The sequence below is a fragment of the Nocardia callitridis genome, from assembly GCF_039543305.1.
GTDB lineage: Bacteria > Actinomycetota > Actinomycetes > Mycobacteriales > Mycobacteriaceae > Nocardia > Nocardia callitridis.
This window is the reverse complement of sequence record NZ_BAABJM010000002.1, coordinates 89,507-116,243: the sequence shown is the minus strand read 5'-3', so window position 1 is coordinate 116,243 and position 26,737 is coordinate 89,507. Positions and strand designations below refer to the sequence as shown.

24 protein-coding genes are annotated in these 26,737 nt (G+C 66.9%); 13 read left to right on the top strand and 11 right to left on the bottom strand.

The features are described 5' to 3' along the window. Nucleotides 1-59: 59 nt before the first annotated feature. The 4 genes from ABEA50_RS09335 to ABEA50_RS09320 form a co-directional block, all read right to left on the bottom strand. Nucleotides 60-1,100 carry an alpha/beta hydrolase gene (locus ABEA50_RS09335; protein ID WP_345494835.1) on the bottom strand — a complete coding sequence of 347 codons (1,041 nt, stop codon included), beginning with the start codon at nt 1,098-1,100 and terminating at the stop codon, nt 60-62. 80 nt (nt 1,101-1,180) lie between these two features. After that, nucleotides 1,181-2,173 (bottom strand): transcriptional regulator, encoded by a 993-nt coding sequence (locus ABEA50_RS09330; RefSeq protein ID WP_345494834.1) that lies wholly within the window; start codon nt 2,171-2,173, stop codon nt 1,181-1,183. Between the two features lie 728 nt (nt 2,174-2,901). Then, complete coding sequence (locus ABEA50_RS09325; protein ID WP_345494833.1) at nt 2,902-3,486, bottom strand: Rv1733c family protein; 585 nt, start codon at nt 3,484-3,486, stop codon at nt 2,902-2,904. Continuing rightward, nucleotides 3,483-4,130 carry a TetR/AcrR family transcriptional regulator gene (locus ABEA50_RS09320; protein WP_345494832.1) on the bottom strand — a complete coding sequence of 216 codons (648 nt, stop codon included), beginning with the start codon at nt 4,128-4,130 and terminating at the stop codon, nt 3,483-3,485. The genes ABEA50_RS09325 and ABEA50_RS09320 overlap by 4 nt, the downstream gene beginning before the upstream one ends. Before the next feature lie 180 nt (nt 4,131-4,310). Between ABEA50_RS09320 and ABEA50_RS09315 the strand changes: the two genes are divergently transcribed. Then, the gene (locus ABEA50_RS09315) at nt 4,311-5,861 is read left to right on the top strand and encodes an acyl-CoA carboxylase subunit beta (protein WP_345494831.1); all 1,551 of its coding nucleotides are present in this window, start codon (nt 4,311-4,313) and stop codon (nt 5,859-5,861) included. Between the two features lie 93 nt (nt 5,862-5,954). On the opposite strand, the gene ABEA50_RS09310 is transcribed toward ABEA50_RS09315, so the two are convergent. Next, complete coding sequence (locus tag ABEA50_RS09310; RefSeq protein WP_345496500.1) at nt 5,955-6,812, bottom strand: helix-turn-helix domain-containing protein; 858 nt, start codon at nt 6,810-6,812, stop codon at nt 5,955-5,957. Between the two features lie 446 nt (nt 6,813-7,258). Between ABEA50_RS09310 and ABEA50_RS09305 the strand changes: the two genes are divergently transcribed. Next, a complete protein-coding gene (locus tag ABEA50_RS09305) occupies nt 7,259-7,828 on the top strand; it encodes a DUF3558 domain-containing protein (RefSeq protein ID WP_345494830.1) in 570 nt (189 codons plus the stop codon). 265 nt (nt 7,829-8,093) lie between these two features. On the opposite strand, the gene ABEA50_RS09300 is transcribed toward ABEA50_RS09305, so the two are convergent. The 3 genes from ABEA50_RS09300 to ABEA50_RS09290 form a co-directional block, all read right to left on the bottom strand. Continuing rightward, nucleotides 8,094-9,155 carry a fused (3R)-hydroxyacyl-ACP dehydratase subunits HadA/HadB gene (locus ABEA50_RS09300; RefSeq protein WP_345494829.1) on the bottom strand — a complete coding sequence of 354 codons (1,062 nt, stop codon included), beginning with the start codon at nt 9,153-9,155 and terminating at the stop codon, nt 8,094-8,096. A 164-nt stretch (nt 9,156-9,319) separates the two neighbouring features. Beyond that, nucleotides 9,320-10,789, bottom strand: a complete 1,470-nt coding sequence (locus ABEA50_RS09295; RefSeq protein WP_345494828.1) for a lipase family protein — start codon at nt 10,787-10,789, stop codon at nt 9,320-9,322. A 223-nt stretch (nt 10,790-11,012) separates the two neighbouring features. Next, the gene (locus tag ABEA50_RS09290) at nt 11,013-12,227 is read right to left on the bottom strand and encodes a lipase family protein (protein ID WP_425577633.1); all 1,215 of its coding nucleotides are present in this window, start codon (nt 12,225-12,227) and stop codon (nt 11,013-11,015) included. Nucleotides 12,228-12,557: 330 nt separating this feature from the next. On the opposite strand from ABEA50_RS09290, the gene ABEA50_RS09285 reads away from it, so the two are divergent. Then, on the top strand, nt 12,558-12,797 hold the full coding sequence (locus tag ABEA50_RS09285) for a hypothetical protein (protein WP_345494826.1): 240 nt from the start codon (nt 12,558-12,560) through the stop codon (nt 12,795-12,797). 12 nt (nt 12,798-12,809) lie between these two features. Here the strand turns inward: ABEA50_RS09285 and ABEA50_RS09280 are convergent, their stop codons facing one another. Continuing rightward, complete coding sequence (locus ABEA50_RS09280; RefSeq protein ID WP_345494825.1) at nt 12,810-13,925, bottom strand: lipase family protein; 1,116 nt, start codon at nt 13,923-13,925, stop codon at nt 12,810-12,812. A 157-nt stretch (nt 13,926-14,082) separates the two neighbouring features. Between ABEA50_RS09280 and ABEA50_RS09275 the strand changes: the two genes are divergently transcribed. The 3 genes from ABEA50_RS09275 to ABEA50_RS09265 all read left to right on the top strand — a co-directional run bounded on the left by ABEA50_RS09275 (nt 14,083) and on the right by ABEA50_RS09265 (nt 16,071). Continuing rightward, nucleotides 14,083-14,667, top strand: coding sequence for a DUF2599 domain-containing protein (locus tag ABEA50_RS09275; RefSeq protein ID WP_345494824.1), 585 nt, complete (start codon nt 14,083-14,085; stop codon nt 14,665-14,667). 78 nt (nt 14,668-14,745) lie between these two features. Further along, complete coding sequence (locus tag ABEA50_RS09270; protein WP_345494823.1) at nt 14,746-15,459, top strand: NAD(P)-binding oxidoreductase; 714 nt, start codon at nt 14,746-14,748, stop codon at nt 15,457-15,459. A 387-nt stretch (nt 15,460-15,846) separates the two neighbouring features. Next, nucleotides 15,847-16,071 (top strand): hypothetical protein, encoded by a 225-nt coding sequence (locus ABEA50_RS09265; protein ID WP_345494822.1) that lies wholly within the window; start codon nt 15,847-15,849, stop codon nt 16,069-16,071. 311 nt (nt 16,072-16,382) lie between these two features. Here the strand turns inward: ABEA50_RS09265 and ABEA50_RS09260 are convergent, their stop codons facing one another. Next, nucleotides 16,383-17,276 (bottom strand): helix-turn-helix domain-containing protein, encoded by an 894-nt coding sequence (locus tag ABEA50_RS09260; RefSeq protein ID WP_345494821.1) that lies wholly within the window; start codon nt 17,274-17,276, stop codon nt 16,383-16,385. Nucleotides 17,277-17,365: 89 nt separating this feature from the next. Further along, complete coding sequence (locus tag ABEA50_RS09255; RefSeq protein WP_345494820.1) at nt 17,366-17,587, bottom strand: DUF397 domain-containing protein; 222 nt, start codon at nt 17,585-17,587, stop codon at nt 17,366-17,368. Between the two features lie 977 nt (nt 17,588-18,564). On the opposite strand from ABEA50_RS09255, the gene ABEA50_RS09250 reads away from it, so the two are divergent. From ABEA50_RS09250 to ABEA50_RS09220, 7 genes are all read left to right on the top strand, one after another. After that, nucleotides 18,565-18,801, top strand: a complete 237-nt coding sequence (locus ABEA50_RS09250; RefSeq protein WP_345494819.1) for a hypothetical protein — start codon at nt 18,565-18,567, stop codon at nt 18,799-18,801. Between the two features lie 239 nt (nt 18,802-19,040). Continuing rightward, nucleotides 19,041-20,306: a PucR family transcriptional regulator gene (locus ABEA50_RS09245; RefSeq protein ID WP_345494818.1), complete on the top strand. Its 1,266-nt coding sequence runs from the start codon at nt 19,041-19,043 to the stop codon at nt 20,304-20,306. 122 nt (nt 20,307-20,428) lie between these two features. After that, nucleotides 20,429-20,863, top strand: coding sequence for a CBS domain-containing protein (locus ABEA50_RS09240; protein ID WP_345494817.1), 435 nt, complete (start codon nt 20,429-20,431; stop codon nt 20,861-20,863). Nucleotides 20,864-21,005: 142 nt separating this feature from the next. After that, nucleotides 21,006-22,454, top strand: a complete 1,449-nt coding sequence (locus ABEA50_RS09235) for an aminotransferase class V-fold PLP-dependent enzyme (RefSeq protein WP_345494816.1) — start codon at nt 21,006-21,008, stop codon at nt 22,452-22,454. A gap of 48 nt (nt 22,455-22,502) precedes the next feature. Then, nucleotides 22,503-23,915 (top strand): heavy-metal-associated domain-containing protein, encoded by a 1,413-nt coding sequence (locus tag ABEA50_RS09230; RefSeq protein WP_345494815.1) that lies wholly within the window; start codon nt 22,503-22,505, stop codon nt 23,913-23,915. A gap of 14 nt (nt 23,916-23,929) precedes the next feature. Beyond that, nucleotides 23,930-25,405 carry an alanine racemase gene (locus ABEA50_RS09225; protein ID WP_345494814.1) on the top strand — a complete coding sequence of 492 codons (1,476 nt, stop codon included), beginning with the start codon at nt 23,930-23,932 and terminating at the stop codon, nt 25,403-25,405. Then, nucleotides 25,405-26,724, top strand: a complete 1,320-nt coding sequence (locus tag ABEA50_RS09220) for a pyridoxal-phosphate dependent enzyme (protein WP_345494813.1) — start codon at nt 25,405-25,407, stop codon at nt 26,722-26,724. The genes ABEA50_RS09225 and ABEA50_RS09220 overlap by 1 nt, the downstream gene beginning before the upstream one ends. Nucleotides 26,725-26,737: the final 13 nt, after the last annotated feature.

The window sequence follows — 26,737 nt, the reverse complement described above, 5'->3', positions numbered from 1 at the left end:
GGAAATCGCGCCGATCAGGTTGATTCGCCGATCAAAACCGGTAGCGCGGAAGCCGAAGGTTATTGCGCCTTAGGGATTTCCAAGGCACGGGACAGCACATTCCACGATTTGGGCAGCTGCGCCTGGAAATCCGACCACGCGTGCACACCGTGCGGCTCGTATTCCACCGTCGCGGGAATCCGCAGTTCGTTCAACCTGTTCGCCATCTGCTCGGTACAGGAACGGGAACCCGATTCCAGTGCCGCGCCGCCGCCCGCCTCCGCCAACGCGTCGGGCACCGACGGTGCCCGCGCTACCGCGAGCAGATCGGCGGACGTCGGAATGCCGGTGGCCGCCGAAAGATAGATCGCGGTGCCCCGCAATGCTTCCGCGCCGAGCAGGCTGTCGTGGTCGACCCATTCCTGTGAGCCGGGCGGACCCCACAGATTGGTGGGATCGCCGCCACGCGAGGCCACCGTGATCGCGGTGACGGCGTGGCCGAGCGGGTCGGAGGTCGAATAGCAGCCGCTCATCCCCGCGACCGCGCGATACATGCCGCGATGACGTTGCGCCAGCATCATCGCCGCCTGTGCGCCCATCGAGACCCCGGCGATCGCGCGCACACCGTCCGAGCGCAACAGGGATTCGACGATCGGCGGCAACTCGGCCGTGAGAAAGGTCTCCCACCGGTTCAGGCCCAGCGCGGAGTCGTGGCGGTCCCAGTCGCTGTACATGCTGCCGGTGCCACCGCCGGGCAATACCACGTCGACCGGCTTGTCCGCGAAGAATTCGGCCGCCTTGCCCTTCGTCAACCAGGCCGAGGTGGGATCGCCGTCCACGCCGTCGAGCAGATACAGCGTCGGGCGTGGCCCACTCCCCGAACCGTGCAGCACTTCGACGGTGATCACCCTGCGCATCGACGCCGAGGCGATCGACAATCGTTCCCGCTGGTCATCGAGGCGAACCCGATCCACGAGACCGGTTCTGGTCATCGCGGGATCGACCGTCGGCGCGGTGGGCGGCGGCGAGGGGACCTGCGGCGCCGCAGCGATCGGAGCGGCCAACGCGATCGAGAGCACAGCGGCAGCCGCCGCCGTCATCGGTAAGCGGCCCCTGGTCACACCCAACTCCTTCACCCGCCGCGGAGGTTACGGCACGGTCGTGATCTCCTCCGGACACCCTCGACCATAACGCCGTAAAGTCAGGCGGTGCGACCTATCCGGTGATCGTTGGGTGAGGTGACGACGGCCATCTTGGGGTGCTGGGGGACCTCACAACCGATCGCTTCACCCTGCTCGGAGACCTCATAGAGGCCGGGAGGGCGATTCTTCGCGCGCACACGATCCAGCAGATCGTGCACCTGGCCGGCGAGTTCGGGGATGCGTAAGGTGCGTCCCGCGGTCACCGTCGCCGTCACCGGCACCTCGGCGGCCTCGCTGACCACGGCGAGAACTTCGGGCGTCATCGTGAGCGATCCCGCGATCGACGGTGTGCCCTCGATCGGCACCAGCACCGTGCCACCGGCCGCGGTCAGCACCGAAAGCGCTCGCGAGCCGAGCGGCGTCGCCAGCGCGGACTGCACCCGCCGCAGTTTGCGCCTGGCCGCGAGCGCACCGGATCCCGGTCGTCGCTCGTCCGGATGCGCCGGAATACCCAGCGCCACCACCTGATAGGACGAGGCGATCCGAATTCCGGTCTGCCTGGCCAGTTCTCCGATGCCGTGGCCGCCGAGCAGCGCGGAGACCAAGGTCTGCGCGGCCGTTTGGTGTTCGCGCGCGACTTCACGGTGCTCGTCGACATACGCGGTCGAGGCCGCGACGGTCACCATTTCCAACACCCGCACCACGTACTGCGCCGCGACGAACTGATCGGCGGCCTCGTTCTCGGAGTGTTCGGCGAGAAACTCCAGGCCGGAACGGATTTCCTCATGGTAGGCGGCAAGCACCGTCTCCAGCGCTACGCCTTCACGCGCCCACCGGGTCGCCGAACCCGCCACCTCCGGCGGTTGCACCGGCTGCTCGTCCACACGACGGGCGTTGAGTTTCAGCGCCGCCGCCAGACAGTGCCTGGTGGTGACCGCGACATCGCCGTTGAGTCCGATACTGGCGCCCGCGCCGAACGCACTGTGCGGTCCGGAACCACGGTTCGCGTCGTCGGCGTCGCCGTGCCGCGCCAAGTGTTCGACGAGCTTCAAGGCCAAACGTTCGGTCCCAGACCTCGACTGCATACCCATCATGACTCCCGAAGGTTAGCGGCGGCCGATGATCAGATCGGGATGCGTGCACCGGATTGGGCAGGTCATCGGTCGCGTCGCTGCGAGTTGGGTGAAATCACCAGCGTGGGAGCGACGTCGCGAGGTTCGGTCGATGAACACCGCGAGGGATCGTTGATGCCGTGACGCCGATGTTCCGACGTCGACGGTCGATCCCACACCGAGATTATGTGACGCAGCGCCGACCGCGCATTCCGGCGCTGCGTCACGGCCACCCTAAGGCCGTGACAGCCATGGCGAAAAGACATCGGCGCAGTCCTCGGGAACCTTCATCGGCACCGGGCGCCGCGACTGGGAACTAACACAACCGCAGCCGAGTTTTCCCTCCCCAGCACACGGGCGGATGCGCCGTCGAGTGTGTGCCCGAACACCGACCGATACGCGACCCCGACCGCCGCCCCACCCTCGTTCACCCGCACGAAACACGGACTTGTGCTGTGTCACAACATGATCGAGAAACAGTGGTGTAATCTCCGGCGATCCGGTTCGGGACGAGCGCGACCGTGCGCGCATGCCATAACGTCGGGATGTGTCGGGCCTTCGTTCGCCGCGTCGCGCCCGGCACGCGGCGTGCTCGTCGGCCAGTACCCTACCCTCGCCCGACGAGCACGCCGCAATAAACGCGGCGGCCCACCTCGACGTGACGGCGCTCAGCCGTGACTGCCCCACAGGAGATCGGCCGCCACCCACTCGTTTTCCCATTGCCGCAGGCGACGCCGATCGAGCTCGAAGCGAAGCAGCGCGTAGCAGCAGAGCAACGCCAGTAGCGTGAGGCACACCGCACCCGCCGTCAGCAGCACCGCTTTGCTCAACGCCTGGGTCGAGGACGGCGGCTCGACGATCCGCTGCGTGTCATCGAGCCAAATCGTCACCTGGGCACCCGGTTCGAGCACCACCGTCGACTGGTAGTCGCCGTCGCGCTCGGTCCCGTCGGCCGCACGCCAGCGCACGTGCACCGGCATGATCGGCGCGTACAACGGCGCCTTGCCGGTCTCGACCACCGTCGCCTCCACCTCGTGCATGCGCGCGCGCTCGGCCTGCACGGCCGCCGACTGCTCGCGGTAGACCGAGCCGCCGATCAAGACGGCGAGCAGCGGCACGACGACCAGGAACAGCATCGCCAGGCACGCCGCGCAACCGGTTTGCACGCGGTCTTCTCTGCGCCGCATCGGATTTCGATCCAGTCCGACGCGACGGCACGTCCTGCGGTACATGTTCGCCGACCCTGTGGTCATGACGGTGGCTCCTCGTTGCGGAATTCGACGATGAGTTCGACGAGGGTGTCGAAGTATTGATCGATCACGGCGGGCAACCCGGTCGGGTCGTCGCCGACTGCCCAGGCCTGGAGTGCGGCGAGCAGTAGCCCGGAACCGGCGGCGACCGCCGCCGAGGGGCGCGGGTCGCGCGCGGGGTCGACACCGAGGCGGGTGGCGATGATGCGCACCGATTCCTGCTGCCCCGCCGTCCTGATGCGCTGGTAGCTGTCGAACAGGTCCGGCTCGTCGGGAAAGCAACGGAACAGTCGCCAGCGCATGGCCAACTGAGCTGCCCTGCCGCCCCCGAATTCTGCTGCGCACCAGTCATCTACGGCGTTTCGGTACGACAGCAGCGGCGACTCGTCGGCCGGCCTGGCCGCGAGTGCCCGATTGAAGCGATGCACGTCTTGATCGAGTTCGCCGAGCACGGCCTCTTCGATCGAAGAGAAGTGGCGACTGAAGGTTCGACGGGTCACCCCGGCACGAAAAGCGATATCCTCCACCGCGATCGCGTCCAGCCCACCCTCGGTGAGCAGATCGAACGCGGCGCGCGACATCGCCTCCCGACTTCGTCGGGTGCGCAGTCGTCTGCCGTCGAGGCCGACCACGTCGTCGCCGCTCATACCCCGAGTGTATGACTATTGTCCCGGCGGGACAATAGTGAGTCACGAACCTCGTGTCATCCGCCAAAGCCAACTCGGTCGCGACTGTGAGCTGTCCAATCGAGTCGGTTTCCGATCGTCGCCACACCGGTCGCCCGACTACGTTCTGCCCCATAGACTGCCGAAAGGGGCACATCGCGCATGACCAGCACGCAACAGAAGCTCGAGCACCTGCACGAGATCCTGGATGTCGCCGCGGAACCGGCCGGTGCCGCCGGTATCGCCAAACGGGCGAGCAAGGGAATTCCGAGTGCGCGTGAGCGCGTGCGGACGCTCCTCGATCCCGGCAGCTTCATGGAGATCGGCGCGCTGGTACGCCAACCAGGCAAGGACGACGCGATGTACGGCGACGGCGTCGTCACCGGACACGGCAGGATCGACGGTCGTCCGGTGGTGGTGGTCGCGCACGATCAGACCGTCTTCGGTGGTTCGGTGGGCGAGATGTTCGGCCGCAAGGTGGCCAACGCGCTGAGCTTCGCCTACGAGAAGGCGTGCCCGGTGGTGGCGATCAACGATTCCGGTGGTGCCCGCATCCAGGACGCCGTCACCTCTCTGGCCTGGTACGCGGTGATGAGCCGCAAGCAGGAACGACTCTCGGGCTTCGTGCCACAGGTCTCGATCATGCTCGGCAAGTGCGCGGCGGGATCGGTGTACGGACCCGTGAACACCGATGTGCTGATCGCGACCGACAAGTCCTACATGTTCGTCACCGGCCCCGAGGTGATCAAAGAGGTCACCGGCGAGGAGGTGACGATGGAGGAGCTCGGCGGCGCGCACAATCAGGCGCGCAACGGCACCATCCACCACGTCACCGGGGGCGAGGAGGAGGCCTACGACTGGGCCCGCGCCTACCTGAGCTACCTACCCAGCAGCTGCCTCGAGCAGCCCCCGACGGTCAATCCCGGACTCGAGCCGGAGCTCACCGCCACGGATCTGGAACTGAACGCGATCATCCCGGACTCCGACCGCGCCGGTTACGACATGTACGACATCATCATGCGCATCTTCGACGACGGCGAGTTCCACGAGATCAACGCCGGTTCCGCGCAGAATCTCATCACCGGATTCACCAGGGTGGACGGCCGCAGTGTCGGTGTCGTCGCCAACCAGCCGATGGTGCTCGGCGGCGCACTCGACGCCCAATGTTCGGATAAGGCAACACATTTCATCCGGTTGTGCAATGCGTTCGGACTGCCGCTGATCTTCCTCGTCGATACCCCGGGCGTCATGCCCGGTATCGAGGAGGAGCGCAACGGCGTGATCAAGCGCGGCGGACGATTCTTCCGCGCCGTCATCGAGGCGACCGTCCCCATCGTCACCATCGTCACCCGCAAGGCCTACGGCGGCGGGTACGCGGTGATGGGCTGTAAGCAGCTCGGTGCCGACGTGAGCCTGGCGTGGCCCACCGCCCGCATCGCCGTGATGGGCGCCGAGAGCGCAGTGGGCATCGTCGGTAAGCGTCGTCTCCAGCAGGTCCCGGCCGAACACCGCAGCGCCGCACGCGAATTCATGATCGATCAGTACAACCAAACCGTCGCGACCCCGTGGATCGCGGCCGAACGCGGCTACGTCGACGCCGTCATCGAACCCGCCTCGACGCGTCTGGAGATCCGCCACGCCCTGCGTCTGCTGCGCGAGAAGGAAGCCTCCGCGGAACCGAATCCGCGCAAGCACAATCTGTACCCCATGTGATCGATCGCGGCGGCCGCGACGCACACCGTCTCGGCCGCCGCGCGCGCCAGGACGGTGTGCGCCACAACGTCATCGGCGCTCGTCGGGCTCGGGCTAGTCCTCGCGCAAGGGCCGATCCAGGATCGGCTTGTGCCGCTCACGCAGCGCCTCGAGCAGCCCGGTGGTGTATTCCGGTGGTGCGGCCAAGACCGACAGCCGATTGGCGACCGCGCGGTAGGCGCCGAGATCGGAACCCTTGTCCAGATAGAGCGCGCTGGTGAGCTGCTGGAGGTAGACGATGTCGGGCAGGTCGGGTTCGGCGAAACGCAGCATGGTGAACGCGCCGTCGGCCACCGCGGGTCCGCCGACGTGATCGGCGAGCACCTGGACGGTGATATTCGAACGCGCGGCGACGCGCAGCAGGTGATCGAGCTGGTCGTGCCAGACCGCCGAGCCGCCGATCGGACGACGCAGCGCGGCCTCGTCCACGATCAACCACGCGTGCGGCGGATCGGCGCGGTCGAAGATCTGCTGGCGGTCCATGCGTAGCGCCACCCTGCGCTCGATGGACTCCCCGGACTCGTCGGGATGCGCGAGGCTCAGCAGTGCGCTGGCGTAATCGTGGGTCTGGAGCAGCTCGGGCACGGCCCTCGGCTCGTACACCCGGATCAGACGAGCGGCTTGCTCGAGCCCGAGATAGGTGTCGAACCACTTCGGTAGCCAGTCACTGTCGCGATGCCACCAACCGGAGGCGTTCGCCTGCCTGGCCAGTTCCCGGAATTCCTCGCGCTCGGTGGGATCGGTGACGCCGTACGCGGTGAGCAGATCGAACAGGTCGCGCTCACGAAAGCCGGTCCGGCCCAGTTCCAATCGGCTGATCTTGGAATCCGACCCACGGATCGACGCTCCCGCCTCCTCCCTGGAAAGCCCGGACGCCTCACGTAACCGACGCAGCCTTCCGCCCAGCATCATCCGCAGCACCGTCGGACCGCTGGCGGGATGCGTTCTCCCCTCCGGGGACTCGTCAGGAAATCTCATTTCCGATGCACGCATCCGCTGAGTCTGCCACGTGGACCACTGTGTTCGCACATCGAAATCGCCTCGGTGTCAATAGTATTCGTGCAAATGTAAGTACATCGGTACGTACCTCCTCGACGCCGCAAACCCGTAGCGGCGGTAAATCCGCTGGCCTGCACCCCTTTCCACCCTTCGAACCGCCCACATCACGCCGCCGTCGATCTCGTTTCGGCCGACGAGGCAGCGCGGGCAGACTCAGAGTGTATCGATTTGTGATCTTTCCACGCGCCACCGACACCTGCTTGGAGATCCCACAGAGACCACCTCACGGGGTCGAGCCGACACCGCGGCGCCGATACGCTCACACCGGCCGAGGCACCCCACAGCGAAGGCAGGCGGACATGCGAAGAAACACCCGAATCGAACCGCGCCCCTCCCCGATGCGCCACGCCGCCACGGCAATCCGCCTCGCCGCCGCCGCGCTCGCTGTCGCCGCCCTGGCCGGATGCTCCGAATCCACCCGGGACACCGCGCCGGCGGTCGCACAGCCGCCGGCGCCGTCCTGGGACCCCTGCGTGGGCATCCCCGACGATCTCGTGCGCACGGCCGGGCTGGATCCCGCCACCAAGCGCAAGGACATCGCGGCGGCACCGGAACCGGGGTGGGCCAGCTGCGGCTGGAGCAACAAGGACGCGGCATTGCGCGTCTACTTCTCCGAATCGGCTACCGCACAACAGATTCGCGAGGCGCAAGCGAACCACGATTTCGCCGACGTCACCCTCGGTGACCGGACCGCCTTGCAGTACCGCCAGGACACCGGCGCGGACTGCACGCTCGCCTTCGACACCGCCGACGGTGGCCAGGTACGCCTGCGCGTCGATTCGAGGCCGCTACCGGCCGACTCGCCACGCTCGGCGTGCGAGCTGCTGCGCGACACCGCGACACCCTTGGTGCCAGTACTGCCGAAGTAGTCGCGCCACGGCCGATGCCGACCCGACGACGCGCTCGAGCGGCCCAGCGGCCGTGCCCGTGCCCGTGCCCGTGCCCACCGTGTGCGAAACCCGGCCGTGGCGCCGACTCTCAGCGCACCAGGCCGCGTCGACACGAATTCCGTGGTGGCACAAGGGTGGAGCAGCCGCGCGTCACCCCGCGGCTGCTCCGATCACCGATCTGCCGGTGGCACGACCCCCGATGCGACGGTCGAGGTTTTCGACCACGATGGCGGCGCGGCCGACCTCAGCGCAGCTGCACAACGGCGGTGGCGCGACCGAACAGCTTCCTGCCCGCGCAGGTACCCGTCAACGCGATGGTCGCGCTGCGTTGCTCGGCGTCGAGGGATTTCACCCGCCCACGAAACTCGACACCGCTGTGCGCCGCGGCGGGAACGGGCGCGAAGCCCGCGAACCGCACACCATATTCGGTGATCGCCGCGGGGTCGCCGAGCCATCGCGACAGATACGATGCGCCGAGTCCCATCGTCAGCAGACCGTGCGCGACCACATCCGGCAGGCCCACCGCCGCGGCCACCTTGTCGCTGAAGTGGATCGGGTTCGAATCTCCCGATACCCCTGCGTAATTCACCAGGTCACCGCGCGAAACCCTGGCCTCACTCACCGGCAATTCCATACCGACGGTCAGTTCCTCGAACGCCGGGATGGTGCGCGGCGTGCGCGACTGCGTCTCGTCGACGACATTGTCCGGAATCACCTCGTCGAAGCACTCGACAATCGACGGTTCGTCGCGGCAACTCTCGGCCTGCGAGCGAGCGGCCAGCGACTGGCCGCTCATGATCACACCGTCCACCGCTTCCTCGACCGCGTCGGCGACCTCGGCTCCCGTCTGCGCCACCACCGTCGTGTGCGCGGTCTGCAGCAGCTCCTTGTGCTGATTGCTCAGCACGTTCTTCACCACCATGAAGTCCTTGTCGCCGAACTGGCGAAAGGATTCGACCACCGAATCGCATTGGATCCGGTCACCGGCGGTGATCGGGCGATGCAGCTTGATCGACTGCTCGGTCTGCAAGATCTGACTGATGTCGTAGCCGGTGAGCACCGACTCGAACATGTTGTGCTGCACCAGAACCCATAGGATCGATGCGAAAGTCGTCGGCGCGATCAAGGCGTCGTACCCGAGGTCCTGCGCGGCGGACTCGGTGCGATGCGCAGGATGACCGTCCTGGACCGCCCTGGCGAATTCGCGAATCTTCTCCCGGCCGACCTCGTAATGGTCGGTGGCGCGATAGTGGCGCCCCACCAGTGCCTGTGCTTGTTCGGATGCGGTGGTAGTCATGCTGTTCATGTGCCTCTTTCGCGAATATAGTGAGCCCCTCCCCCGCGGGACGCGACTCACCGTATCCACGACCGACATCCGACACGGTGCCCGCCGCCGAAGTCTGGGCTGCGCAACAACCGACGCCGACGATCTAGGTCAATCCTCATAGTCGAGGAGATTGCCCGCCCGACTCAGCATTCGTTCGGCGCGGGCACCCCCTGCAATCGCTGGTCCAACCACGTCATCGCCTCCGGATAGCCGAGCCCACCGGCGATCAGGTGCTCGCCGGGCACACTGCGATACACCGAAGGCACACCGAGCTCACACTGTTCGTGATACAGGCCGCGCGCTCCGGCCGCGGGGATCCAGAACTCCTGCTCACCGTTGTAGATGTAGAGCGGAGTCGCCGACTTCATGCCCGCCATTTTCGTCACGTGATAAATATCCTCGGCGACCGGGGAATTCAGTGGATCCGGCGCGTTGGCGGCCACATCGATGGGCAACATCAGCACCCCGGCCAAACCGAAGGTGTTGCCGCACAGGTTACGTGCGGGCGAGGTGGCGATCCACTGCGCCAGATTGTTCATCTGACCGAGAATCTCCGGGCGCTCCCTGCCGATGCCGAATGTCGCCGCCATGAACACCGCCGAGGCGAGGTTGGCATTCATGCTGTGGGTCAACAATTCGAAGTCGGCGGGGACGCCGCCGACCGCGGCACCGACGATCAACGGCGCCAATTCCGGTGCGTAACTACCGATCAGCTTCACCGCGCCGTTGGTCGCGATCGCACCACCGGAGTACCCGGTCATGCCGTAGCTGCTCGCGCCGAATTCCTCCGGCAGCAAGCCACGCACCGCGCGAATCGAATCCAACACCGCGTGTCCCGCCACATACGGCTCGGCGTAGGCCATCCTCGGGCCCTCGTGATCGGGGATCAACACCGCGTATCCGCGCAACAGTCCCAACTGCGTCGTCGGCGGAATGTAGTCGGTGAGACTGGAATCCGGGTTGTAGCCGTGCGCGAAGGTATATCCCGGCGTGCAGGTACGCCCGAGCGCATCGATCGGCAGGTTGTTCACCACCACGGGTCGTGCGCCCGGTCCCGACCACGACGCGGCGGGGACGATCAGTGTCGCGGTCGCGAACGAGGCGCCGTCGTGCGCGTCGGTGGTTCGATACTTCAGTTGCAGTGCCTGCCTGATGGGTTGGAGCATCAGCGGCGCGGTGGTGGCAGTGACATCCCTGGTCTCGATGACGGCGCCGTCGGCGTAGTTCGCCAGGCCCGACGGCCACGCGTCGAACATCGGGTCACCGACGTCGAGGGGGCGCACCGCCTCTTGCAGGGCCGCCAGCGACGGCGGCGTGGTGACCGGCACGGGGATCGAAGTCCCCTGCGCCACAGGGGGAATGGGCGGTGGTGGAATCACCCGATCGATCAGGTCCTGTAACTGCGGCAGCGGGCCCTCCGGCACGGGAGCGGGATCAGCATCCTGCGGTGGCGGTGGCGGTGGGAGCAGGTCGGAAAGCGCTGGCAGCGGCGGAAGTTGTGGGAAACCGGGCAGAATCGGTGGCGGCGGAAGTGGCGGCTGGGCGGCCGCACGACCGACCGTACAGCCCAGCACCAACAGCAACGCGACAGCAAGGGCACGTAAGCATCTCATAGCACACGCCTTCGGGTGCGACGACAGATTCGCCTGGCCCCCGGAGATGCAGTCAAGCCCCCGACGGCCCCTGTGACACCGGGGCCAGAAAACTAGATTACGTGCGAATTGCGCGCGAAAACCGCGTCGACGTCGAGTCGTACGTGACACGTGGCCGGATCGCAACAACCGAGCCGAATCCCGCTCGCGGGGAATATCATTCGGCTCGGTTGTCGCTCATTCTTCAGTTATCATGCATTGCTGGACAGTTGCTCGGCGCTGGATCGCCCCGGAACCGCGCGTCCAACCAGTCCAGCGCCATCGGAATTCCGAGCACCGCCGCGGTGAGATGGTCGGGAACCGGGATCTCCTCGCTCTGCACCACGGCACCCGCCTCGCACCACCGCCGGTCGGTATTCACCACCGCGTCGATCGGAATGAGACCATCGATGGGCGAATGCCATTCGAACACCGGCATGGTCGGCACACCGTCATAGAGTTCGAGGCTGTTCTCCTCCACCACGGCCCGTGCGTCCGGGTCCTGGATCATCGAGGTCGTCTTGGCGAAGTCCAGCGCGCCGTGACCGGCGCCCGCGGCGATGATGTCGTTGGTGCAACTGTTGGACATCTGATCCCGCGCGGCAACACCCTGCTCATTGAGCTGCTCGCTGAGCGGAAAGCGGTCGGGGTACTCGCGTTCGAGGCCGACCCCCGCCGCTAGCGCGAGCCCGAACACCGGATGCGAGTTCAGACCCAGCGTCTCCAGCATCTTCACCAGGTTCATCGGAACACCGCCCATCGCGGCACCCGCGATCTTCAACTCCGGCGCGTAGCTCGGCTGCTCGGCCGCCGCCCACGCGGTGGCCATGCCGCCACCGGAGTAACCGACCATCGCCACCGGGCTCGCACGCACCCGCAGCTCGTCGACCTGCTTGACCGCACGGATGCCGTCGAGCACGACCTGACCACCCAGCTTCGCCGCACCGTAGGCGAACGTCGGCCCGAGGTGATCGGGCAGCGCTACCGACCACCCGCGCGCCAACAGGACATTCCAGCCCGGCGCCTCACGCACGATCAGGTTCGGGTCCCCCGTGTAGAGCACCCGCGAGACGGAGCACTCGGCGCCGAGACCGTTGATGATGTGCTGGAACGACAGCAACGGGCCGTCGGGACGATGCGCGTCGGGGGTCAGCACAGTGGTGGTCGCCGCGATCGGCTTGCCGGTGGAGTTGGTCGAACGGAACAACACCTCGGTCACGGTGGTCGCGGGGAAGATCGCCAGCGGCGGCATCGCCCGCGTCGCCAGCACGTCACCCGGTTGCTTCGACGCCAGATCGGCGGGGGCGGCATAGAACGGGTCGGGGTCGGGTTTCGGGTAGATCGGCGCGCTGTTGCCGGCACCGGCCATAGTCGTGATCAACACCAATCCCGCAGTGACCGCGCCGACCGCGCGGATCATTCGTCTGGTGTGCACTCCCCTGCCCGTCCAACGGTGGGCCCTACTCATGACAACAAGTGCCTCTCGCATGCTGTGTTGCTGTGAAACATCCTCGACAGTCGTGGCCCCCGACGGCAATCCCTCCAGCGAAGCTGTTGGCAATTCACAAGTTTCGGATGTGCGGAATGTGACCGTAGCGCATTTCGCCTCGTGACACTCCCCCACCCTCGTCGAGCAGCACATGTGAATTCTCCAAGGGATCCCACGCAGCATGTTCACACCGATGGTGTGCACATAGCGTTACAGGTATTCGGCGCAACGAAGCACCGAGCTTTGGAAGGAGACGGTGGCATGGAAAGCACTGCGCAACTGATCGCCGGTCGCTACGACACCCCCGCACCGACACGGCGGATCACGGTCTACTTCGACGGCTCGACCCCCGGCGACACGCTCGTCCTCGAATACGCCGCCACCGACGCGGAAGCCTGGGAATTCACCTCCGCGGCCGTCCAGGCGGGACTCACGGTCACCGTCGACGGCAAGATCCGCCCCGAACTGCGGCGACTACCCTGCCGCTCGCTCTGGGCCTGAACCCGACCGGCCCTACGGGCCCATCACCCGACGCAAAAACACCAGGACATCGGCGAACGAGTCCCGCGCCGTCGCCAGATGGTCCCCCTGATAGACCTCGACCTGCACATCCGTGCCCGACAACCGCAGCTGCGCCGCCAATGCGGCGGTGAGCGGAGCCGGCACATCCTGATCGGTGGCGCCCTGACCGATCAACACGGGCACCGAGTACCCGTCGGTCGGTACGTGCAACATCCGGTGCGTCTCGGCCAAGAGCGCGGGATCGTTCAGCGGACGGCTGAGCATCGAACCGATCGACACCTCGCCCAACTGCTCGTCGGCCTCGGTCATACACGTCGTCGCCGCGAGCTCGACCGACCGGCGACCCAGCGGTGTCAGATAGCCATCGATGTTCAGCTCAGGCGCGTTGTCCCGCAACCCGGCCAGCAACATGGCGAAATAGGTGGTCGTATTGCGCAGCGGTAGTCGCGGTATCCACGGCCCGGCCAACGGAACGAGCAGTTCCAGATTCGAGGCGGGTCCGGTCGCCGCGACACCGCGCAACCGCAGTTCCTTCGCGTCGCCGGGCCCGAGGTTTCCGGTGAACAACGCGCTCTGCCCACCTTGGGACTGACCCACCACCGCCCAATCCACCCCCAGCGTCGGCGTCAGCGCACGCGCCGCGCGGACACCGTCGACCACGCTGCGCGCCTGCGCAGGCCCGTCCAGATACGGATGGGTGCCCTCCGTGCCCAGCCCGACATAGTCCGAGACCACCACCGCGTATCCGGCACGCAACAGGTCCGGATAGACCGAATCGAGGTAGTAATCGCGCGCCTGCATGGTGAAAACGCACTGATCGGCGAGACCGACCGTGCCGTGCGCGTAGGCGACGATCGGCCAGCCACCGGCCGGGGCGTCGCCTTCCGGAACGTAGACCACACCGGTACTGCGCATCGGGCCACGCGGCCCCCGCGACCAGTAGGTCAACCGCGTCGCGCTCGCGGCCCCCGCGACATGCAGTCGCCCTTCGATCGCACTCGAGTCCGTCACCACTCCCGGCTGCTGCGCATGCGCCGCCGCGGTCGTCGGCAACAGACTCGCCGACACCACCACCAGCAGCCCCGCGACGATCCGTGCGCACATCATCGACCGATGATCGTCAGCCGACTCCTCCGCCGCAAGCCACCACAAACGAGGGGTCTGGGCGGCGAGCGCATGCTCGCCCACACCCGCCTCGGTCGCTAGGCTCGGGCCAGCAGGGGCCGGACCTTCCGCCGCACCGACCAACCCAGGAGGATCATCCGTGGCACAGCGGTACCCGGACCGTCTCGCTTCTTCGTACCGTGCGAAGTGGCCGAGGATTATCGGAGCGGTCCTCGCCGTCGCTGCCTGCGCGACGGGGTGCGCCACTGAAGCGGCCGACACCGCCGAACCAGCGTCGGCCACCGTCCCCGCGCACGAAACCCCTTCCCGCACCACACCTTCCACGACAGCCGCCCGAACAACGGCACCCGAGCTCGGGACGCAGACACCGCCGGTCGCGCCCGCGCCGCCCGCGGTCGACCCGTTCGAAGGCATGGCGTTGATCGACCACACCGCATGGACCGACGCCGTGGACGGGCCGCGCCTGCTGGTCTTCCCCACCCAGGCGGGACGCGACACCACCTTTCCCGACTCCGTCCACCGTGCGTGGCAGGAGGTCGTCGACGACTCCACGACCGTCGATGCCGACACCCCCGGCATGTACGACCAGTTCCTGTGCCACTGGCAATGGGCGCGTGTGGTGAAACCGAACAAGCCGAGCTGGAACCTGGAACCGTGGAGACCAGCCGTCGGATATCAGGAGACCGTCAACGCGTTGTGCAATCCCGGCGGTCCCGAGCGCTGAGCGCGCCGAGCGGTCGCGACACCGGGTAGACATGCAGGGAGACCTCCGCACATTTCGGCGACCGAAAGGAAGACCTTCATGCGCATCGTCCTGGCAGGTGGACACGGAAAGATCGCCCTATTGGCGGCCGAGCTACTCGTCCGCGACGGCCACCAGGCCGTCGCGCTCATCCGCAACCCCGACCACGCGCCCGAACTCACCGCGCTCGGCGCCGAACCCCTCGTCCTCGACCTGGAGCACGCCGCCGACGGCGACCTCACCGACGCCGTGAAAGGTAGCGACGCCATCGTTTTCGCGGCGGGCGCGGGTCCTGGCAGTAGCGCGGAACGCAAGTACACCGTCGACCTGGGCGGCTCGGTCCGTTTAGCCGACGCCGCCGAGCGCGCGAGCGTTTCTCGTTTCGTGCAGATCTCCGCCATGGGTGCGGGGCAGGACCCGGCACCGGGCACCGACGAGGTGTGGGCAGCCTATATAGACGCCAAGACCAAGGCCGAGACCGACTTGCGCACAAGGGATTTGGATTGGACGATCCTGCGCCCCGGCCGACTCGTCGACACCGAGCCCACCGGCCTGGTCACCCTCGGCGCACCTCCTGTCGGGCGCGCGGAGGTGTCGAGGGCCGACGTCGCGGCCGTAGTCGTCGCACTGCTGTCGCCGACAACTGTCTCGGACACCGGCGCCGGATCTCGGCCCAAGTCGACCACCGCGAGCCTGACCCTCGAACTCATCGAGGGCACAACGCCGATCGCCGAAGCGGTCGAGCGCGTGGGCGGCCCGTCGCACACCGACTGACCGACGCGGACACACCCCACCGGGTTCGGCGGCGGCGATGGCGCCCGCGCATCCCGGACCCGGATCTCTCGCGCGGGTGGTGGCGTAGCGCCACCACCCGCTGGGCGGCACCCCCGCACTGCCGACGGCTGCCGCTACACCCAACTCGCCATATTGCGATTGACCGTGCAGATGTACTTGCAACCGTGTGGGACGGCGGCATAAACTCAGTCGCGCAACGCTTTACAGGGGAAACCAAGGGGAGGCCGTGCGAGCGGGCCGAGGGCTGCCATAGCCGTGGGTTCGCTGTCGTCATATTTCGGGGTTGCGGTTGCACACGCAGGCCCGAGATCGACCGGCTGAGCAGCCGGGTCCGCACCGGCCGACCAGTCAGCGAACGGTAAATATATGAACTCACCGTCGGCCTCAATCGGCCATCCGAATACCGCGTCCTCGCGCGAGACCGCGGTCGCGTTCGTTGTCGACGCCGTCGAATCCACCGGCGCCGCAACGCGACACGACTTCGATATTGATCAGATCGTCACCATCGCGCACTCGATGGCCGAGGACTGGGACATTTCCGCCTTGCAGCCCGTGGCGTTCTGGCGGATCGCCTCAACCTTCATCAGGTAGCGATTCACCAGGTCAACGACCATCCGCGCGGCCAATAGTCGAACTCGTCGGCGCCGCGGTAATCGACCGTGCCGCAAAGACTTCGTTATCGGCCGTCCAAGTCGGAAGGCCGGACACGCACGCGTCCCGCCGGTGCCGCGATTGCCGTACGCCCGATCGTCGTGATCATTTCGAGACATTCGACCACCGCCCATCGCGCGCAGCGCATCGCCGCTCGGTCGGACAACGGAACTTCTCGTCACCGGCACATCCACGGCACGCCGCGACCGACATGTTCGCGTCCGATCAGGGGAATGTGCCGTCGTCCGTGGTCAGTCCGCCGTTTCCTCGGCGTACTTCTTGAAGATCTCCATCGACCGGTCCGGCCGCTCGGCCTGCACACTCAGTCGGTCCATCACGGAGAGATACAGCGCGAGGTCTTGCCTGCGGTCCAGGTAGAGCGCGCTGGTGAGGTGTTCGAGGTACACGATGTCGGGTAGCTCCCGCTCCGCGAAACGCAGGATGCTGAAAGAACTTCCCGCCGCGGCGTGCTCGCCCGCGGAATACGGCAGCACCTGCAGGGTCACATTCGGTAGCTGCGCGAGTTCGACCAGGTGCTCCATCTGCTCGCGGTGCACCCTCGGCCCGCCGACCGGGCGGTGCAGCGCCGCCTCGTCGATCACCGCCCACACCACGGGGGCTTCGGTCCGGTGCAGAATCTCTTGGCGGCGTTGACGAACCGCCACCCGACGGTCCATATCGGCGTCTTCGTAGCCGAGAGCCATGACGGCCCTCGCATATTCGGGGGTCTGGAGCAAGCCGGGCACAAGATGCGCCTCATAGGTGCGAATCTTGCTCGCGGCCTGCTCCAGTCCTAGGTATGTGCCGAACCACGAGGGTAGGAGGTCGCTGTAACGATGCCACCAGCCCGGCTCATTCGCCCTTCTGGCCAGATCCAGGAACGTCTCACGTTCTTCGGCGTCCAAGACGCCGTACATGGTCAGCAGGTCGCGGATGTCGCGTTCTTTGAAACCGGTGCGCCCCAACTCCAGGCGGCTGATCTTGGCGTGCGAGCCACGAATGGCCTCGCCCGCTTCCTCACGCGTAATCCGCCTGGCTTCACGGAGTTTCCGTAGCTGGCCGCCGAGCGCGATTCGTAGCACTGTCGGACCACGTTCCGCGATAACGGATTGCGTCCGGCCATCGTCATCGGCTTCAGCGATCATGGAGTTCCGTCTCCGATACTCGGGGTTACCCGCAGCGCGTCGCGACCACCTGTCACGAAGCGCACCGCACCGATCGCCAATGCTACCTGTCAGCTAGTCAAATAGTCGAACTCTCCGGCCTTCGCGCCGCGGACGAATGCATCGATCTCGGGACGGGTGTAGAACAACGTGCCACTCTCGGGGGCCCGCGAGTTACGCACGGCCACCTGGTTGTTCGACGCTTCGGCGAACTCGACGCAGTTGCCGCTCGGATTGCTGAAAGAGCTCTTGCGCCAAGCCCCGATGACCTTGTTCGCGGTGGTATCCGACATCGTGCCCACTCCTCGTATCTCAAGTTCGGGTCTGTCAGTGGATGGAAGTTCGTGCAGATGCACGCTCAAACGTTCTTGCATCTGCACCGACAGATTGGACGATAGCACGTCGTTCGTCCTAGCACTGCTATCAATTCGAACCTTCGAACCGGTCCAGACAGGTCGCGGATCTCCCGGTACGACCATCAGGTTTTCCGCCCGTTCGCACCCGCCGCGCGGCGCCGGCTTGTACCGTCGACGAACAGCTCGAACGCGCCGGATCGGCCGCGGATCTTCGTGGCACACCAGACAGTTCGGCGCAGCACGCTCGCCCACCACACCGGTTCGCTTGCCGCCGAGGAGTTCCGCCTATGTCGACGACCTGGCCCCCACGCACGACCAGGCCGAGCCACCCGAGCCTCCCGACCACCCCCGACGCTCGGCATGATCCCCACTCGCCGAACCGTTCCGGCCGCCCACGACATTCGACGACGTCGTTGTCATCCCGTGCGCGCGTACGTACGCGCGCACGGGATGACAACGACCGGACCCGCCTATCACCGGCACGCACCTCGGTGGTCACGGCGACCCCGCTGCGCACCAACAACATTCGCGAACACTCGACCTTCACGATCGCCGTGGCGGCCACACCGCGACGGCGACGATAGCTCCACCCCGGCGCCGCGTTCGTCGCGCGTGATCGCGACGTCGCGATCACGCGCGATCGACCCGCGCGATCGACCCGTGCGATCGCACGAGCGGCAAGGCCATGCACTGGCTACCGTCATGCCGAAATCACAAGCAGCACAGTCCTGATCGCCAGTTCGTTGCCGAGGATTCTCGATGCAATATTTCGTCTGCGAGCTTGCAAATGTACTTGCATCTGTAAGCGACAGCGGCTTAGACTCGACCTCAGAATCGGGGAGGCCGCACCGGAGTTCGTTCCGGCGGCACCGACACACCACCCTCCCCACCACGCCATAGCGAGGGGCGGTCGAATGAGTGAGCCATTCCGAACTCCACACCGAGTCGCCGTGATCGACGGGCCCGGTGCCGGAACACCGCAGCCGCGCGCCACGCCGGAGCTTCCGATGTCCGAATGTGGCTTCGAGCCACGCGGACTCACCTACCGGCAGGCGCGAGACATCCTGTACGCCCACGAGGTCCACGGCCCCCGGTGTCGACAGTGGCTGGCCGCCGCCGCCTATCTCTCCGCCGGTCTCGACGACGAGTAGTCACCAAAAGAACCTGACGCAGTGGGCCGTTCGCCTCGTGCGCGCTCGCAGGCGAAGGTAACTCGCACGACGCGGTAGCGCAGTGTGCTTGTGCCTGTTCACGACCGCGCACCTCGGCAATGTGGAACCCTCCCAATACCTCTCGAAGATCGCCTCGCCGAACGGACTCCGCTTCGTATAGTGAGCCAACGATTCGAGTGCAGTCGCATCGCGCTCGACGTGGTGATGGAGCGATCCGAATGACCTTCTCCGCACTGGACCTGTCCGGTGGCGCGCCCGATACGGCGCTCGAGATCGGCGGGCAACCCGCCTCGACACCGCTGGCGAACACCGATGACGTGGCCGCACGCATGGTCGGCTACTTCGCCACCTGCCTCGCCCCCTGCCGCACCCTGCCCGGCGAGCAATTGCGCGGGGACGTCACGAAACTCACCCGCAGCTGCCTGGCGTTGGCCGCCCAAATGTTCGACCGCCGCGCGGTGCCCGATGACACCCAGCTCGACGAGGTTCGCGAAGCGGCGACCCAGTGGTCGCGAGAAGGCGTGCCGCTCAGCACAATCCTGCGCGCCTATCACGAAGGTCTGCGTATCGCTTTCGGTTTGGTGACCGGACATGCCGGGAGCACCGACGTCGATGAGCTGCTGGTTGCCGCCGACCTGATGATGGAACTCGTCGAGGTGATCACCGCGACGGTCGCGGATTCCTATGTGGAAGAACAACATCTGGTGGCGAAAGAGCATCAGACCGCGGCGCAGACCCTGGCCTCGGCGCTGCTGAGCGGACGAGGCAGTTCGGCCCTGGCCCGGCAGGCGGGCATGCCGATCGCCGAGTCCTACCAGGTGGTGGCACTGGCGATTCCGGAGCATCCCGACGAGCGCGATCCCAAGGTGGACGGCAATGTCGCGGCCCGGCGCAAGCTGCGCAGGCTGCAATCCGAACTGGCGACCGTGTTCGCCACCCGCGCCCTCGCGCTGCTGAGCACCAAGGGCGGCACCCTCCTCATCCCGCTCGGCGCCGACCCCGCCGCGACGGCGATGACCCAGGCCACCCTCGATCTGCTCGCCAAGGCCGCCGAGGTGCCACTCACCGCGACGATGGTGCCGAGCGGGATCGACGAGGTTCCGGACGCGGCCGATCAGGCACACGAACTACTCAACCTCGTCCGGGTCGGCGACCGCGCGCCCGGCCTGTACCAGATGACAGATCTGGCCGTGGAATACCAGCTCACCCGGGGCGGCCCGGCAACGCGCAGAATCGCGACCATCCTCGATCCGCTGGAGGCGCACGCCGAGCTGTTCGAGACGATGCGCGCCTATCTCGGCACCGATATGAACCGCAGGCTCACCGCGCGACAACTGTTCGTCCACCCCAATACCGTCGACTACCGGCTGCGGCGCATCAGCCAACTCACCGCGATCGACCTCACCACCTCGGCGGGAATCTCGCAGGCCGCGATCGCGCTGCTGGCCCACGACTTGAACCGCAACGCCGCACGACCGCTGTGAGTGTTCCCGCCGTGACCTGAACGCGGTGCAATCGCGCGGCAGGCGTGACGCGTCCGTGCTTGTCGTCTCGGGTACGAACTTGCGACCCTGGTAATGCCACGACGTTCTCGGGACGGTGCCACATGCGAATTGCGGAGATTTTGCGGAGTAAGGGTGCCACGGTGACCACGGTCGCGCCGGGCACCACGGTCGCCAGCCTGCTCGGGGTGCTCGCCGAGCACAATATCGGCGCGGTGGTGGTGTCACCGGACGGGATCCGGCTCGCCGGGATCGTGACCGAACGCGACGTGGTGCGCCATCTGCACAGCCGCGGCGCCGAACTGTTGCACACCCCGGTCTCGGCGATCATGACCGCCGATGTCCGCACCTGCGCGCTCGACGATCAGGTGGACGGCCTGCGCAACATCATGACCGAACACCGGGTCCGCCACCTGCCCGTCGTCGTCGGCGATCGGCTCGTCGGCCTTGTCAGCATCGGCGACGTCGTCAAGAGCGCGATCTCCGAGCTCACCACCGAGCACCAACACCTGGTCGAGTACGTGCAGGGCCGCTACTGACCGACCCCGCGACACACCGACACCGCATCGCCATTACCCATATCTCAAACATGTTGCCCGCGTGGCCGCTTCGGGATGCGTATCGTGGGAATGGGTCCAGCGTCGCCGAAGTGGTGATGCGTGGCGAAGGGAGACGAGGACGGTGCGGTCTCCCCGAGAGCGCTCCCGTGTGCGCACGGCGAGCACCGACGCCATCCCGACCCCGCGTTTCGACCGGGAGCTCGAGCCCGCACCGGCAACAGCCACGGACCTGCGCGCCGGGTCGGCGCCGCAGACCGGACCCGCCTCAGGCCGTACCGCGAATGCTGTGCCGCCGCGCGACTCTCCGTCCGAGACAGCGACACTCGGCGATCTTCGCGGCATGTTCCCCGCCGTCCTCGCCGCCGCGCGCACCGAGACCATCTACCTCGACAGCGCGGCGACCACCCAGAAGCCGCTGCCGGTGATCGAAGCGATCGACCGATACCACAGTGCGCGCACCGCCAATTCGGGCCGAGGAACCTACCCGTGGGCCACCGGGCTCACCGAGGCGATCGCCCGAGTACGGGAACGCACCGCGCGGTTCATCGGCGCCGAGCACACCGACGAGGTGGTCTTCACCGGCGGCGCCACCGCCGCGCTCAACGCGATCGCGATGTCGTGGGCGGTGGCCGAACTGCGCGCCGGCGACGAGATTCTCTACAGTCCGAACGATCACGCCGCCAATGTCTTTCCGTGGCATCAGGTGCGCGGATTGCTCGGCCGCTTCGGGCAGGAGATCACCCTGGTCCCCTACCGGACCACAGTCACCGGCGAAGCCGACACCGCCGACATCCTCGCGAAACTCACCCCGCGCACCCGGCTACTCACCGTCAGCCATCTGCACCACGTCTTCGGCGCGTTGAATACGTTGACGCAGCTGCGCGGTCGGATCGATCCCTCGGTGCGGCTGTGCTTCGACGCCAGCCAGAGCGGCGGTCACGTGCCCGTCGACGTGACCGCGCTCGGCGCCGACTTCGCCGTTTTCGCCGCGCACAAGATGCTCGGTGCCCCCGGGCTCGGTATCTTGTACTGCCGCCGACGCGTGCACGCCGAGCTGCTGCCTTTCCTGCCGGGCGGCAACTCGGCGGTCCGGATCGATACCACCGGGCTGGTCCCCGGCGCGATGCCCGAACTCCTGGAGGGCGGCACCCCCAACATTCCCGCCGTTCTCGGACTCGAACGTGCGTTGGACGTGTTGCAGTCGATCGGCATGCCGAAGGTCGCCGCGCACAATCGCGCGCTCACAGTGCGTCTCGTGGACGGCCTGCGCCCGGTGCGTCGGCTGCGATTCCTGCCCGGACCCGCGCACGCGGCATGCGGGGTCGGCTACGGCATCGTCTCCTTCACTCTCGACGGGATCTCCGCGGCGGATCTCGGGTTCGTGCTCAGCGAATTCGGGTTCATGGTCCGCACCGGCGGCCACTGCGTGCCCGCGAGCGGGAACGCCACGGCGCCCAGCGACCCGGCGCAGGCGGAATCCGTGCGTGTCAGCACACATGTCTACAACACCGTCGACGACATCGACCGATTCGTCCTGCGGGTGCGCGCCATCGCCGACGAGCTCGGATGATCGGACCCCGAATCGTCTGAGGTGACCAGCACGAAGGAGAGCTCCGCCATGACCGAGTACCTACCCCTGTCACCACACGGCAACGCCGCACCGCACGAACCCACCTCGGGCGCAGACGATTACGACCGGAACGCCGCGGCGACAATCGTGGCCGCGCTCGCGTACCCCGATCTCTTCCCTACACCGTCACTCACGTTCACACCTCGACGCTTCGACTACACCAGCACCGAGATCCGGCCCGAGCCCGGCGGGCAGCTCACGCTCTCGCAGCGGCTCTACCTCGAACGCTTCATGCGCCCGTGCACGCCCGAGCAGGTCACCACCGCCAGCCATCGGCTCACCTGGAACGACAGCGCCGGTGTACCCAATACCGGGCACTACCGGGTGGGCGGCCTCGGCCCCGCCGTACCGATCGTCGCGCGCGAGGCCGCACGCGTACTCTGGGCCACGATCGACACCGATCCCGGTTTCGCGCACCGCGTTTCGGCGCTGCCGGCGGCGGACCGCAGGATCCTCGACGCCACCACCACCGACGGTGAGCCGGTCGACATCTTCCGCGTCGGTATCGAGGCCACCGCGCGCACTCTCGTGCAACACGCCCTGCTCGCCGATCGGACCCCCTACCGGACGGCCACCGAATTCGCGCACGGCCTCAGGGATTCCGGGATCTTCACCGCCGCCGCGACCAGGTGGTACTGGGAGCTGCAAGCCTCGACCTATCGACGCGGCATGATCCCGGTCGACCTGGTTGCGCGTCCCGACGGCACCGTCGCCTACAGCCAGGACACGCTCACGACATTGCGTGCCATGAAGGACGCCACCATCGCCGACGCACACGCCGTGATGCACCGGGCAACCACCGAAGAAGGACTCGATGTCGACGCCGCGATCGCGAAGTACCACGACGACCTCGACCTGATTTCACGCCAGTACGCGCTGTTGCCCACCGGTGCGCAGCCAGCATGCCTTGCCGCGCAGGCACATCGGCGCGGCGGCCAGCATCACAACCTGCTGTCGCTGGTGGTCGACCGCTTCGTCGCGGTGTTCGCCGAGCTCGCGCCGCGCTGCGCGATCGTCGAGGTGCGCGCGGACCACGACGCGCACGCCGAACGCCCCGCCACCGCGCAGGATCAGATCTTCGCCGTCCCGGACATGAACTGCCGCCACTGTGTTCGCACGATCGGCGGGGTACTGGAATCGATGGGTATCGAGGTGCTGGAGATCGACCTGCTCAGCAAGCGTGTGGTGGCCGAGTTCCGCAGTCCCCGCAATCGTGCGCGCGCGTTCGAGGCATTGCGCGACAGCGGGTACAACCCGTCGGATGCGCCCGTCGACCCGCAGGACACGTCGCCGCCGAATGCCGGCGTACCTGCCGACACCGCCGCGCGCTCGAGCGGAGCATCCGCGAACAACAGTGCTTCCCCGAACAACCCCGCATCCTCGATCAACCCCGCACCGTAGAGCGAGCTGCCCGCATGCCGACGTCCCCCGCCCTCCCCGCGAAGCTCGCACCGGTGGTTCGCGCATTCCTGGATCGACGCGACCTCCTGGACCACGCTCTGCGTACCAACGGCTCACCGCTGCACCTGCTGTTCCCCCAGGTCGTCGCGGATAATCTCGCCGCATTACGCGCGGTCCTCGACGCACACCCGTTGCGATATCGGCTCTGCTACGCGCACAAGGTGAATCACTCGCGTGCCTTCGTCCGCACCGTCGAGCACGCCGGCATCGATATCGATGTCGCTTCCCCGCAGGAGCTGGCAGCCGCGCACACCGCGGGGTTCTCCTGCGACCGCATCGAAGTGACCGGACCGAAGGGTGCGGCACTGCTGCGCGCCGCGCTTGCCGCCTCGGCGACGGTCAATGTCGACAATGCGTGGGAATTGTCGCGTATCGCGGAACTGGCCGACACCGGAAATCCCGTCCGAGTGTTGCTGCGCGTCAACGGCTTCGATCCTCCCGGCGCGAACGCATCGATCAGCCGCTTCGGCTTCGCTCCGCACCAGCTCGACGGTGCGTTCGAGCTGCTGGCCGCGCAGCGGAACCGAATCCGCTTCCTCGGGTTCGCTTTTCATCTCGATTCCGGCGCGATCGCCGATCGAGTACGTGCCATCGACGGGTGCCTGACGCTCGTGGAACGGGCCGCCGCCTACGGGCTCACGGCCGCTGTGCTCGACATCGGTGGTGGCTTTCGCCAGGTCTTCACCGCTGACGTCGACCGGTTCGACCGCTACACGAAAGCGCTCCGAGCCGCGCTTGTCGGTCACGCGACGCCGATGAGTTGGGGCAACAACACCTTCGGCTACCGCATCGACGCGCAAGCCGTGCACGGAATACCGATCTTCCACAAGTACGCCAATACCGTCGAGAGCACCGCCATGCTCGCCGAGCTGCTCGCCACCCCCCTCCCACGCCACGGCGCACGCACCATCGCCGAAGTGCTCGCCGACAACCTGCTCGAGGTGTGGGCCGAACCGGGGAAGTCCTTGGTCGATCACGCGGGCGTGACCCTCGCGACGGTGGAGTTCGTCAAGGAGGCCGCGGACGGCAGCCTGCTCGTGCATCTCGACCTCAGCCGTGATCGGGTCACCCCCGCCGACCAGGAGGTCATGGTCGACCCGATCCTGCTGCCGGACCACACGGACGACACGGACGACACGGATCACGAAACCGAAACCGACAGCGTCGGGGTGTATTTCGCCGGACAGCTGTGTTTGGAGCGCGACATGATCACCACCCACAAGGTGTGGTTGCCGCGCCGCCCCCGCACCGGCGACCTGGTGGTCTTTCCCAATACGGCCGCATACAACATGGATCTGTCCTCGGCCTCGGCGTCGATGCGCCCGCCGCCGCCCAAGCTCGCCGTCACCCGCAACGGCGACGACTTCCGGGTGGTGCCCGACGCGGACTATCGCCCGTCCGGCGACGTCGATACCCACGGGAGGTGCTGATGCGTTATCACCACATCACCGAACTCATCGGTAACACTCCCCTGCTGCTGCTCGACCCGACCGTGCACGGCCTGGACGGCGTGCGGCTGTACGCGAAACTGGAGTCGCACAACCCTTTCGGCTCGGTGAAGGACCGGGTCGCGTGGGCCATGATTCGCGAAAAACTCCCCGATATCGTCGCGGGTCGACAGACGATGATCGAGGCCTCCAGCGGCAATACCGCCAAGGCGCTGCGCGTGCTCGGCGCGCTACACGGGGTCGGCCTGCGCGCGGTGACCAACCGGATCAAGGTCGACGAAGTCCGGTCGCTGCTGCGCCTGTTGGGGACCGACATCGTGGAGCTGCCAGGGCTTTCGGAGTGTCCCGATCCCACAACACCCAATGACGTCTCCTCGGTGATCGCGGCGGCCATGGCCAGTGAGCCCGGCGCCTACCATCACCCGTCGCAGTACACCAACGAGGACAACATCACCGCCCACCACGACGGCACGGGCCGGGAGATCCACGATGACCTCGTCGCGGACGGAATCGAGGCGGTCGACTACCTGATCGGCGGGCTCGGCACCACGGGATCTACCAGGGGCACGGCCACCTATCTGCGTCGGCACAATCCCGAATTGCGCACCGTAGCCGTGGTTTCCGCGCGCGGCGACTTCATTCCCGGCATCCGTTCGGAGAACGAGATGTGGGATGTCGGGCTGTTCCAGCCGGAGTTCTACCATCGCATTCTTCCGGTCGAAGCGGGTGCGGCGATCGACGCCACCCTGCGCATGGCTACCGGATACGGCATCCTCGCCGGACCGACCAGCGGCGCGAGCTACGCGGCCGCGATCCGCACGCTCGCCGATACACCGCGTCCGGACGGCCGTCCCCTTGTCGCGGTGCTCATCGTCTGCGACCGGCTGGAGCCCTATCTCTCCTACATCGAAAAACGCCGTCCCGAACTGTTCGGTGGTCGCGAGCGCGCCGCACCACCCGACGCCGCCGAACTCGCCGCCACCCGCACGCTGACCCCGCATGAGCTGGCCGAACTCGATCGCACCGAGCGACCGGTGATCATCGACACCCGGGGCGCGATGGCCTACCGCATCGCGCACGTGCCGGGGGCGATCAACATTCGCGACGATCGACTCGACGACATGTTCGCCGAGGGCATCCCGTTTCCCCGCTCACGCCCGCTGGTGTTCGTCTGCCCCGTCGGCGAGCTGGCACTGGGTCTCGCCGCCCGCGCGGCACGCGACGGGTACCGCGCCGCCGCGTTGGCGGGAGGTGTCATCGCCTGGCGCGATGCCGGTCTCGCCATGGAAAACAGCCGCTGAACGGCGCGACGCG